Annotated in this window: 15 protein-coding genes; 14 read left to right on the top strand and 1 reads right to left on the bottom strand. The window is 37.2% G+C overall.

Features of this window, described 5'->3' with window-relative positions:
- The first annotated feature begins 162 nt into the window (after positions 1–162).
- From NST76_RS13615 to NST76_RS13600, 4 genes are all read left to right on the top strand, one after another.
- Entirely contained in the window at positions 163–1,719 is a 1,557-nt protein-coding gene (locus NST76_RS13615) for a hypothetical protein (protein ID WP_342544001.1), read from the top strand.
- Positions 1,720–2,048: 329 nt separating this feature from the next.
- The gene (locus tag NST76_RS13610) at positions 2,049–2,987 is read left to right on the top strand and encodes an alpha/beta hydrolase (protein WP_058844022.1); all 939 of its coding nucleotides are present in this window, start codon (positions 2,049–2,051) and stop codon (positions 2,985–2,987) included.
- Positions 2,988–3,348: 361 nt separating this feature from the next.
- On the top strand, positions 3,349–3,555 hold the full coding sequence (locus NST76_RS13605) for a helix-turn-helix transcriptional regulator (RefSeq protein WP_036116800.1): 207 nt from the start codon (positions 3,349–3,351) through the stop codon (positions 3,553–3,555).
- Positions 3,555–4,025, top strand: coding sequence for a hypothetical protein (locus NST76_RS13600; protein ID WP_036116802.1), 471 nt, complete (start codon positions 3,555–3,557; stop codon positions 4,023–4,025). Before NST76_RS13605 ends, NST76_RS13600 begins: the two co-directional genes overlap by 1 nt.
- A gap of 61 nt (positions 4,026–4,086) precedes the next feature.
- Here NST76_RS13600 and NST76_RS13595 read toward each other — a convergent pair whose 3' ends face one another.
- Complete coding sequence (locus tag NST76_RS13595) at positions 4,087–5,019, bottom strand: DUF1385 domain-containing protein (RefSeq protein ID WP_342544000.1); 933 nt, start codon at positions 5,017–5,019, stop codon at positions 4,087–4,089.
- 147 nt (positions 5,020–5,166) lie between these two features.
- Here NST76_RS13595 and NST76_RS13590 point away from each other — a divergent pair, with 147 nt between their 5' ends.
- The 10 genes from NST76_RS13590 (at position 5,167) to NST76_RS13545 (ending at position 11,787) form a co-directional block, all read left to right on the top strand.
- A complete protein-coding gene (locus NST76_RS13590; RefSeq protein WP_230593729.1) occupies positions 5,167–5,595 on the top strand; it encodes a hypothetical protein in 429 nt (142 codons plus the stop codon).
- Between the two features lie 122 nt (positions 5,596–5,717).
- Positions 5,718–6,152, top strand: coding sequence for a type II 3-dehydroquinate dehydratase (gene aroQ, locus NST76_RS13585; protein ID WP_036116808.1), 435 nt, complete (start codon positions 5,718–5,720; stop codon positions 6,150–6,152).
- A gap of 2 nt (positions 6,153–6,154) precedes the next feature.
- Complete coding sequence (locus NST76_RS13580; RefSeq protein ID WP_036116810.1) at positions 6,155–7,216, top strand: Xaa-Pro peptidase family protein; 1,062 nt, start codon at positions 6,155–6,157, stop codon at positions 7,214–7,216.
- Positions 7,217–7,233: 17 nt separating this feature from the next.
- Positions 7,234–7,791 carry an elongation factor P gene (gene efp, locus NST76_RS13575; RefSeq protein WP_036116812.1) on the top strand — a complete coding sequence of 186 codons (558 nt, stop codon included), beginning with the start codon at positions 7,234–7,236 and terminating at the stop codon, positions 7,789–7,791.
- A gap of 203 nt (positions 7,792–7,994) precedes the next feature.
- Positions 7,995–8,999 carry a nitronate monooxygenase gene (locus tag NST76_RS13570; protein ID WP_036116814.1) on the top strand — a complete coding sequence of 335 codons (1,005 nt, stop codon included), beginning with the start codon at positions 7,995–7,997 and terminating at the stop codon, positions 8,997–8,999.
- A gap of 89 nt (positions 9,000–9,088) precedes the next feature.
- A complete protein-coding gene (locus tag NST76_RS13565) occupies positions 9,089–9,298 on the top strand; it encodes a hypothetical protein (RefSeq protein ID WP_012295089.1) in 210 nt (69 codons plus the stop codon).
- Between the two features lie 5 nt (positions 9,299–9,303).
- A complete protein-coding gene (locus tag NST76_RS13560; RefSeq protein WP_036116820.1) occupies positions 9,304–9,681 on the top strand; it encodes a hypothetical protein in 378 nt (125 codons plus the stop codon).
- A gap of 12 nt (positions 9,682–9,693) precedes the next feature.
- Positions 9,694–10,605: a stage III sporulation protein AE gene (locus NST76_RS13555; RefSeq protein ID WP_036116822.1), complete on the top strand. Its 912-nt coding sequence runs from the start codon at positions 9,694–9,696 to the stop codon at positions 10,603–10,605.
- A 267-nt stretch (positions 10,606–10,872) separates the two neighbouring features.
- On the top strand, positions 10,873–11,232 hold the full coding sequence (locus NST76_RS13550) for a hypothetical protein (RefSeq protein ID WP_244504886.1): 360 nt from the start codon (positions 10,873–10,875) through the stop codon (positions 11,230–11,232).
- A complete protein-coding gene (locus NST76_RS13545; protein ID WP_036116826.1) occupies positions 11,233–11,787 on the top strand; it encodes a SpoIIIAH-like family protein in 555 nt (184 codons plus the stop codon). It begins immediately after the preceding gene.
- Positions 11,788–11,825: the final 38 nt, after the last annotated feature.

Below are 11,825 nucleotides of genomic sequence, written 5' to 3'. Positions count from 1 at the left end.
TTCCTTTTTATAGAATATTAGTATAAAGGGAAGGTGGGGTTAGTTGGTTGCTGCTTGAAAATTAGCATTAATAGCTGTTATTCAACACCAGTTTTTTACAATTATAAATTGCTTTTCTACAGCTTTACGCACTTGATCTATAATGATTAGGAGGAAAACAATTTGAAAAAAATACTTTCTTTATTAGTAATGGTTACAATTATGCTTTTTTCTACTCCAGATGTTTTTGCCTCAAACACGATTGAACCTTATGGATTGAAGCCACCAGGTGAAAGCTTTACACCTGGAGAGTGGTTTCTAGGAAATACTCCACCTAATGTTGATTTGAATAAGCCACCTCTTGTTTTCGTTCAAGGGAAAAACGGTAACTCTACAAGTTGGTATGGCAATACAGAATATCACGGTCTTAATGATATGTATACAAAAGCTTATGAAGCAGGATATCAAACGGTATTTGTTCAATTATACGATTCGGCAGGTAAAGGTTCTTATAGTCAATACGATAATGGAAAATTATTAGCCTCTATGTTAAAAGAAATCAGTCAACATTTTCACGGAAAAAAATTAAATATAATTGCCCATAGCAAGGGTGGGCCTGATACCCAAGCAGCATTAGTTCTTCATAATGCTCATCCGTACGTTGGGAGGGTGTTTACTTTAGGATCCCCTCATTATGGATCAGAGTTAGCTGATCTTGCATATAGCTGGTGGGCAGGTTGGCTAGCTACATTACTCGGTGAAAAAGATGATGGAACTTATTCACTTCAAGTTGGGGAAATGGAATATTTTCGCTCACTAATAGACAATCATCCCAATGTTAGCAAGAACAACTATTATACAATTGCTGGTACTAATACAGGACCATTTCTATCTGCACTCTGGATGGGAGGTCTATATCTTTCCGATCCAAATGATGGATTAGTCAAAGAGGCAAGCACTAAATTATCTTACGGAACACATTTATTTACCGATCCCTCACTTGATCATGACAATATTCGAATGGGATCTGCGGTATTTTCAAGATTGGAACAGTATCTACAGTCTGCTTCTACAGATCGTATCATGATGAACAAAGAATACCTTTCTCAATCTGATATGTTTCAAGAGTTGGATGTTTCTCATTATTTTTACGGAGGGAAGTTACAATCGTCAAATGATGTGACACATTCTTTTTATGTGGATACTGCGCTCGATAATGTGAAATTATGGACAGGGTTAACTAGTGATAAGATAGAGTTAGTATCTCCTTCAGAAAAAAAATATACCAACCAAACAATCCAATCATTGGATGAAGCCTCCTTCTTTAATGGCGTAGTACCTCATACATTTACTGGGGTTATTTCTGAGATTGGGGAATGGAAGATAAATATAAGCACGCAGGCAGAAGATAATGCGTTTTTACTGGCAGTTCAACATGGGGGCCCATCTTTGATTAAGGTAAGTATTCCAACAGTATCATTAGAAACGAATAATATCGTGACAATGCAAGCTAATGACCAATTACAAAAACTTACCTTCGATGTACGAGTACTGGATCCAACAGGGAAAGATATTGCTACTTCTCTACAGACGCAAAAGGTTAATCAGCAAAACTTTATGGTGAATTTTCCAGAAAATAAAAAGTCGGGTGTATATAATATAACTTTAAATATTTCAGGTGAAACGTTACAAGGTGAGCCATACAAAAGGACCGTTGTTCGTTCTAAGTATATAAAATAAAAAACTTGAAAACATATCTTTAGCAACGGCTGGATGCCAAATTGATAATCAGACAGTTAAAAAGTTATTAATGAGTTACTTGTTTAAATAAAGATGAAAATACCATGTTGGCAATCAGCATGGTATTTTTTATTTTCATTTAAATACGATGGATGTTGAAGGAGTATACGACATACTGTGGAATTAACATAGAGTACGAAAAAAATATTTTATTTAACGGATGCAGGTTTGTCTCTATGATACGGTATAGATTATAGTACGTGTGAAAGCTTCTGATACATGGCTCTTATCAATCTATGTGCGTGATGAAACTTAAAGGGGAGAAAAAAATGACTGTAGAAATTTTTAGCGGAGATCGTTCTGAAGAAAGTGTTCAATTTGAAAAATGGCTATTTGCGCAAAGTAATAAAAAGAGTTTTTCTAGTATTGAAAATGCTAAACAGTTTATTGAGCAGAGGGGAACTGAAAATAGTCAGCTTTATGTTATAGGGGAAGATGTTCAATTTATAAGTGATATGGAGGAGCAAACCTTTGAGGCTATGCAGGTCTTCACTTTAAATGACCAAAAGTCCTTGAAGCAAAAAGTTATTCTCTATATACATGGTGGTGCTTGGACGAATCAGCCTTTAAGTTTACATTGGTTATTCATGGATAAGATGGCACAATCGTTAAATGCAAAAGTTATTGCGCCCATTTATCCGAAAGTACCTCATTTTAACCATCATGACACCTTCCAAAAAATGCTCAATTTCTATAAAGAAATTTTAAAAACGGTTGAAAGTTCTAATCAATTGACCATTATCGGAGATTCGGCAGGTGGAAATATAGCACTTGGTCTGGTCCAACTTTTGAAGCAGAACCATCTACCTCAACCCCAAGATATTATTTTACTATCAGCATGTGTTGATATGAGTTTAGAAAATCCTCAGATACTTGAATATGAAGAAAAGGACCCAATGTTAGCTAGTGAAGGAATGGAAGTCATTACAAAGATATGGGCTGCTGATAAAGATCTAAAGGACCCATTGATTAGTCCTATTTACGGTGATTTTCAAGGACTTGGGAAGATTACTCATTTTATTGGAACACATGAAAGTTTATATCCAGATGCCATAAAATTTGATGAACAACTAACCGAACAAGGCATTGACATCACTACCTTTGTTTATCCTCAAATGAATCATGTGTTTGCTGTGATGCCTATCCCTGAAGCTCTAGATGCTCAACAGAAAATTATGAATATAATTCATAGTAGAGTGTTGAAATAGGCGGGTTAACGCTAAAGGAAAAGGTGCGGAAAAATCCTATAAAAAAGCGTGTTTTGATTATCATTCAAAACACGCTTTTTATATTCCTTATTTTGGAATTTAACTTTATTTTACAGTGTAGATAGGTACGATGGAGGTGGATGCTTTTCTTCACAAACTGATTACATTTTTCAAAATTAGCGTGTGGTGTCTTTTCTAATTATAGCCCTCACTATGTCTCCTGATCGTTCTTCATAAGAATTCCTGTATTGTTTAAACGAAAACTAAATTGTAAAGTCAACTTGACATATGAAATGGTGTAAAGTAAACTTTACTTATCAAAAAAATGTACAGTTTACTTTACATTTAACGAGGAGGCTTTATGAAAAATAGAATTCGTGAATTGCGGAAATCGAAAAAGATTACGCAGGAGGAGTTGTCTAAAGTAGTTGGCGTCTCGCGACAATCAATCATTGCAATTGAATCGGAGAAATTCAATCCATCTTTAGAACTCGCCTACAATATTTCAAAAGCTTTCAATTGCACAATTGAAGAAGTGTTTATATTCGAAGAGGAGGGGACGGAGTGATGGAGATTTCTATCGGGGGAATTATCGGATTGTATGGGGGAATGACTTGTGGAATTTTAGGCTGGTGGTTAGGACGGAGTAAGGCGAAGAAAAATAGAGGTTTAGATGAGCTACACGACTATATTTGGCAAAAAGCGAAATCCTATTCGTGGTATGTGACATTAGCGGCGATTTATATTTTCTTTACACTCATTGTATTTGGCATTGAATTGAATGCAGCAATGGTTTTAGGTAGTATTCTTTTAGTGCACTTAGGGAGTTGGGGGATAATTGGGGGAGTTTTGACCATCAACATGTTTAGTCCCATCCCGTTCCAGCTTTCTCGAGTGAAGCTGGGCATAGGTATTATTGCTGCGTCCATTCTTATTTTTACAAGCATCTCCATCATGACGAATAATTGGCTGTTTTTAGTTTTCAGTATCTTACCAAATTTAATAGGGCTGTTTACTGCACTTATTTATACTAAATAGAGCAATAATAGCAATAATATAAAACAGGCAGCCTCAACACTTGTTGGGACTGCCTGTTCTATTATTCATTGTTCAATGTTGCAGCAATTTCAGGTTGCTGCTCTACTTGACGTAGCATATTAAAGGAAGCAATTGCTACTTCTACTTGATCGTCCTTTGGTTCACGAGTTGTCAGTAATTGAAGCCATAAGCCAGGGTAGCCAAGGAAACGCAACACTGGGATATTGCGGCAAGCATTTGTCGCTTGTAATACTTCAAATGAAATACCGAGTACAACAGGAATTAATAGAATCCGATCTAAAATACGAAGCCACAGTGGGTCAGTTGGTACAAAGAAATATAAAAACATGCCGACAAACACTGTGAACAGAATGAAGCTACTGCCACAACGATAGTGCAGACGTGATTGAGCTTGAACGTTTTTTACTGTGATGTCTAAGCCAGCCTCATAACAGTTAATGACTTTATGCTCGGCACCATGATACTGAAATACTCGCTTAATCAGAGGGGTTAATGAGATAAAGTATAAGTAGGCTAGCAGTAAAAGGAGTTTAATACCACTCTCTAGTAGAATTTGTCCCGTTTTCCCTTCAATCCATTTTGAGAAAAAATCTGCTATAAAAACAGGAATTAATGTAAAGGCAAATTTTCCGAATAAAAAGGAAAGAATACCTACTACAGCAACTCCAAGTATCATCTGAAGTTTAGAACCTTCTTCTTTATGATCTTCTTCTTCGCCAGGTGTCACATCATAACGATCCCCTGCAAATTGCATGTGACGAGAGCCTAAGCCAGCCGACTCAATGAGCGCTACAACGCCTCGTACAAATGGAATTTTTTTGAGCTTTTGTAAAATAGGCTTTTGAACTTTTTTAAAATGATAATAATCAATGGAATCATCGTTACGACGAATGGCTGTAACAGTATGTTCCTTTCCTCCGAACATCACACCTTCTAATTGTGCTTGTCCCCCGTATACAGGTGAATTGCTCAAGGCTAACACCACTCTCTTTATATATTTCAACTGTACCATTGTACTAAATTTAGTGAAAAACCTCTACAGTTACGCATAGTAAATTTTCTATATGGCTACACTAATCGTACATTTCAGGAAAACATTAGTGTGCAAAAGGGAGGTTAGATGATGAAAGTAGCGACGATTACCGCACTTGTAAATGCGCTTGTTTTAGCGCTGTGCTTAAAGGGTTTACATTATTTCCATCTTATTAAATGGCATCCGATTGGGTTTTATAAAAAGTGGAATTGGTTTGAAGATAGCTCTAAATTATTTCAATGGACCTTCTTTATCTTTCTGCTGTTTATCATCGGCTTATTTTTATATATGACCATGCGCTATGTCTATATCATTCCAGCTTTCTTTTCGTCACTGCTGCTAGGTCTTCTTGTGACTATTACATTGGAGTGGATTGCTTTAGATCTACCATTACAACTGACGTCCTTTAAAAAACTGTCCATTCCATTTATAGTGATTGTTGTCTGTCTATTACGTTTCTTGTTGGAAACGGCCAATTTTCATCAGAAGGAGCATACAGCACAAAAAGGCAGTTAATGGTACAAAATATCCCCTTTGTTTGAGGGGATATTTATGAAACCATCAATTGAAATTAGTTGCTGAATGCACGGTGTATGATAAAATAAATGGCAAGTACATAGAAAGAGGCGAATAGAAGCGTGAAGTTATTATGTTTGAATGGACCGAACTTAAATCGACTTGGCAAACGAGAGCCACATATTTATGGATATGAAACATTGGATGATGTTAGAGAAAATGTTCGAAATCTTGCGGCTTCTTTAGGTGCTACGGTTGAATTTCGTCAATCCAATCACGAAGGGGTACTAGTAGATTGGGTGCATGAAGCAGAGGACGAAAAATATGATGGTATTATCTTTAATCCCGGTGCGTATACCCATACGAGCATCGCGTTACATGATGCGATTGCAGGAATTTCTGTGCCGGTTATCGAAGTACATATTTCCAATATCCACAAACGTGAGGCTTTCCGTCATCATTCTTATCTTGCTCCGGCCTGCCTTGGTCAAATTTGTGGACTAGGTACGAAAGGCTATGAACTGGCACTACGTACATTTATCGAGAGGGAGAATTGATTATGTTGAAATTACAAAAGCTACGTAAAGCACTTCAAGAACAAAGCATCGATGGCATTTTAATCACAAATGGGTATAACCGACGTTATATGACTGGTTTTACAGGGACAGCAGGCGTAGCAATTGTGTCTCAAAATGATGCTGTGTTTATTACAGATTTCCGTTATACAGAGCAGGCTGCTGCACAAATTCAGGACTTCCGCATTGTCAAACATGAAGCAACAATCATTGAAGAAATTGCTACACAAGTAAGCAATATGGGCATCAAATTATTGGGCTTTGAGAAAGATACTGTAAGTTATGGCACATATGAACTGTATAAATCAAACATTCAAGCAGATTTAGTGCCGATTTCTGGGCTAATTGAAAAAATTCGCTTGATTAAGACGGAACAAGAGATTAATATTATTAAGGCTGCGTGTGAAATTGCAGATCACGCATTTACACATATTTTAGGCTTCATCAAGCCTGGTAAAACAGAGCTTGAGGTTTCGAATGAATTAGAATTTTTCATGCGTAAACAAGGAGCAACTCAGTCTTCATTTGACATAATTGTTGCGTCTGGTCTTCGTTCAGCATTACCACATGGCGTTGCAACGAATAAAGTGATTGAAAAAGGCGACTTTGTTACTTTAGACTTTGGTGCGCTATATAATGGCTATATTTCGGATATCACACGTACTGTGGCTGTTGGAGAACCATCTGAAAAATTAGTAGATATGTACAATGCAGTCCTTGCTTCTCAACTGTTAGCACTTGAAAAAGTGGGTCCTGGATTAACAGGTATTCAAGCGGATGCGATTGCACGTGACTACTTAAAAGAAAAAGGATATGGCGACGCATTTGGTCATTCTTTAGGACATGGTATTGGTCTTGAAGTACATGAAGGCCCTGGCTTATCGATGCGTTCAGAGACAGTGCTAGAGCCAGGTATGGCCGTGACGATTGAACCTGGTGTTTACTTACCAGGAATCGGTGGTGTCCGTATCGAGGATGATATTTTAATCACTGAAACGGGTAATGAACTACTAACACATTCGTCAAAAGAACTCATTATTTTATAAACTTTGGAGGAACACAAATGATTTCAGTAAACGATTTCCGTACAGGTCTAACAATTATTGTTGATGGCCAATTATACCGCGTGTTAGATTTCCAACACGTTAAACCAGGTAAAGGTGCTGCGTTCGTGCGTTCTAAATTACGTAACCTACGTAACGGCTCAGTGAATGAAAAAACATTCCGTGCTGGTGAAAAAGTAGAGAAAGCACAAATTGATAACCGTAAAATGCAATACCTATATGCACAAGGCGACGAGCATGTATTCATGGACTTAGAATCTTACGAGCAAACTGAACTTGCTTCAGCTGCTATTGAATATGAATTAAAATTCCTAAAAGAAAATATGGAAGTGCATATTCAATCTTACCAAGGTGAAATGTTAGGTATTGAATTACCAAATACTGTTCAATTAGAAGTTACAGAAACAGAACCAGGGATCAAAGGAGATACAGCTTCAGGCGGTACAAAACCTGCTACACTTGAAACAGGTCTAATCGTACAAGTACCTTTCTTCGTTAACCAAGGTGATGTTTTAATCGTTAACACAGAAGAAGGCTCTTACGTTTCTCGTGCTTAATAATTAATAATAGCCAACCTACTCTTTAAAAAAAGGGTAGGTTTTTATTTTTTTCTTATACATATCCTGCCAAACATTTCATTTAATGTGATAATAGATAGAAGCACGTACTCTTTTTTACTAAGAGTCCATCAAGATTCTATCATCAGATAGATGGTCATTGCTGGGAGAATTGTTTACAATAATCGTAAGGAGTGAAAGGTATGCTACAAACATTTGATATGACATATCCCATTATTCAAGCACCAATGGCAGGCGTGACATCCCCAAAATTTGTGGCGGCTTGCGCTGAGGCTGGGCTATTAGGCTCAATAGGAGCGGGCTACTTAGATGGTGCACAAACAAAGCAATTTATTCAGGAAGTAAAGAAGTTAACAGCAAAGCCCTTTGCGGTCAATCTGTTTGTTCAAGAAGAACCAAAAATTGATATCGAGGTTTTACAACAAGCCCGTATGGCACTACAACCTTTTTACGATGAACTAGGATTATCACCTGTACAAAGTGTTGTTTCGAAGGAAGTGTTTGCAGGTCAAATTCAGGCGGTGATCGAGGAACAGGTAGCAATTTGTTCATTTACATTTGGGTTGCCCTCTCCAGAGGTTCTGCAGCAATTAAAAGACAATGGTATTTATACGGTTGGTACCGCTACGACAGTAGAGGAAGCTATACTAGTAGAACAAGCAGGAATGGATGCAGTTGTACTACAAGGAGGAGAGGCTGGCGGTCATCGAGGCTCCTTTTCGGCCCCACTGCAATTAATACCGTTATATGATTTACTACAACAAGTAGCTGGACAAATTGCGATTCCTATTATCGCAGCAGGTGGACTTGTGACGAAAGAGGATATTCAAAGGGCGTTAAAGGGCGGGGCACAGGCTGTTCAAATTGGTACAGCGTTACTAGTGGCAGATGAATGCGAAATTTCGCCACTTTATAAAAATGCTGTGTTAGCTTCGAAAGAACAGCAAACAACGATTACGCTCGCCTTTACGGGTAAACCAGCAAGAGGCTTAATGAATGATTTTACAAAACGTATGAAAGATGCGATAGTAGCTCCTTATCCATTACAAAACTATTTAACGACTACCATTCGTAAAGAAAGTGCCGAGCAAGGTAATGCGGAATATTTATCGATGTGGATGGGCGAAAAGAGTTATCTCGTACAGCAAACTGGCACTGTCAGAAGCATTGTAGAAAAGCTTCTATAAATTTTATCAATAAAGATCTCTATACATATGTATAGAGGTCTTTTTTTTGGTAGAGCGACATATATTGCTGTACACGAGGGGGCGTAGGAATGGAATTACAAGACGTATTAAGAGTTGCTGGAGTGGGACTAGTCGTTGCGCTTCTTCATGTTTTCTTTGATCAAACAGGGAAGAAGGAGTTTTCATTTTTCCTCTTTTTCATTGCCTACTTATATATGACAGCAGAATTACTTCGATTTTTACGTCTATTTTTTAATGAGATTTTAACATTCTTCCAATGGCTTACATCTTCCGGGTAATGTAAATGGAAATTGTGATTGTTGCTGTTGTCATGCTGCTTTTATTATTGCTGATAAAAGAAGTTATACAGCCACTCCATGCGCTAATAAGTGTGATGTTTTCGTTCTTGCTTTTTGGCATGTTGTTCTCGACACTTTTAATGCCTTTCGTCAAACAGCTGTTAGAAACACTTGCCTTTTTACCTTATGCGAAAGCTATTTTAATCAGTGCAAGTATGTTCTATGTCGGGCAGTGGATGTCTTTACTGCTGGCAGAACATAATTATAAGGTGCTCGGGAACATCGTTTTTGCTGCAGTAAAAATCGTGATTTTGTTGTATTGGTTCAAAGAATTTTTGGCTGTTTTACAGGAGGTGTCGGCCATTTTAAAAAGGCTAAACTAAGGAGCGAAGCCATTGCAGGAGCAAATACTATCGTTTTTAATCGACCCATTCTTTCTCTTGCTAAAGATGACGCTCATGCTTTGCAGCTACGTCATCATTGTTTTGATTGTGAACATGGTATTACCAGAATTTGAAAAAGGGACAAGGATACTCTTTTTTCTGATTGTTTTAGCAACGATTGGTCCAGTTGTAGTTAAGTCTTTTACATTAATTGATGAAATTGCACAAGGACTAGCCCATCTATTTACAGCATTTTATCCCATTTTAACTTCAAGCTTTCTTCTATCAAGTAGTATTACAGCGATTGCTTCCTGGCAGCCTTTTTTACTGTTTTTTGTACAAGTCCTGACCATTATTAGTAGTAAGTGGCTTATTCCAGGTGTGCTTTTAGCCATTGTCTTTGATGTGTGCAGTGTCATAGTCAAGGAAATTTCTTTTACACGAATCGCTGAGTTGATTCGTTTTACGATTATGAGTATCGTTTCTGCCTCCGTTATTTGCTATATTCTGTTGATGACTGCAGGCGGTGTGGCAGCATTTAGTGTCAATGCTGCTGTAGCGGAACCCGTCAAAAAATTAATTGAGGAAAATATTCCAGTTGTTGGGTCTTTTATTGTAGACAGCTTTTCAATGTTTCAGCATATGACACAATTTACATCTTCACTTACTAGTATTAGTGCCTTTATCGCCGTCATTACAGTGTCCTTTATCCCAACTGTACAGCTCGTTGTCAGTGCTTATTCATTAAAATTGTTGGCGGCTATTTTAGAACCAATCGCCTTTGATGATATTTGTAGACTACTAGAACAAATTAGTAAATCGCTATTTACATTATGTGCTGTATCATTTCTCATTGCTTTTTCATTTATGTTTTCTTGTTTTTTCCTCATTGTATTCGTACAAGTGATGGCAGGGGGGAGATAGATTGATTCTTTTATTGGCATTGCTCTTTGTATGTCAGATATTTGTGTTTCTAACGGATGATAAGGAAATAATTTCACTAACAAAATTGGTCATCACGTTAGTATTTTTGCAATTGCTATTAAAGATTCCATTTATCAATTCATAGGAAGAAACAAGCGTACATACACTTGAAAAAGAGAAGATGAAGGGAGGCAATGTACAAGTGATGTGGAAAAGACACGAAAAAAAACAACGTCATTGATGGTTTTAATTTTGATAGCTGCCTCCATGGGAATATTCATCATTTTACCTATGTATCAGACGAATTCAACAAGCGACAAAGGTTCACCACTCACCAATGAAGAAAAACTTGAACAAACTTTGAAGTCAATGCAAGGTGTTGGGGAGGTTAAAGTCTATTTTTATTATGGAGAGATGACAAATGACCAAGAGGCCAATAAACTATTCAGCCAATATTTTCGAGGGACTGAGCAAAGCGCGAAAAACGTAACAGGAATGCTAGTTGTTTCAGAAGGTGCATCCGATATCTTTGTGAAAAATGAAATTCGTGCAGTCGTCAGTCAAGTGATGCAGTTACCGATTCATCGAATCATAATCGTTCCGATGGAAAATAAGGAGGAAAAGTAAATGCGCGTACGTAGAAGAACAGTTTGGTTTATGACATTATTAAGTTTAGTAGCAGTCATTTCAGTGTATTATTTGGTTGATCCAGCAAAACAGTTCAATGGTCTAACTATTTTTACAGATGATACACTACAACAGACAGCTGTCACAGGCGTTACTGATAAAGAAGCGACAAATGATATCACACAAGAAGTATCTTCACCGAGTCACTTATTTGAAGAAATGCGTATGCAGGTAAGTGATGAGAGAAGTCAGCTACGTGAACAGTTAACGCAAAAAATTGCTGCAGAGGAATCCTCTGCTGAAGAAAAAAATGAGGCATTTAATGAAATGGATGGTCTGATTAAACGTGAATCAGCCGAAGCAATGCTTGAAATGCTTGTTAAATCATTAGGTTATTCAGATGCGTTTGTTCGCGCTGAAGGGGAAAAAGTTTCTGTTACAGTGATGGCTGAAGAATTGTCAAAAGCACAAGCAAACGAAATTATTTACTTGGTGAAAACAGAGATGGAAGGCGCAAATGATGTGCAAGTAAAGTTTAGTGCAAATAATTATTAAAAAATATAGAAAAAAATAAATATTTAGTTAATTTGAAA

The organism is Lysinibacillus sp. FSL W7-1291 (assembly GCF_038593415.1).
Classification (GTDB): Bacteria; Bacillota; Bacilli; order Bacillales_A; family Planococcaceae; genus Lysinibacillus; species Lysinibacillus fusiformis_D.
The sequence above is the reverse complement of the archived record's forward strand: the minus strand, read 5'-3'. Positions and strand labels throughout refer to the sequence as shown.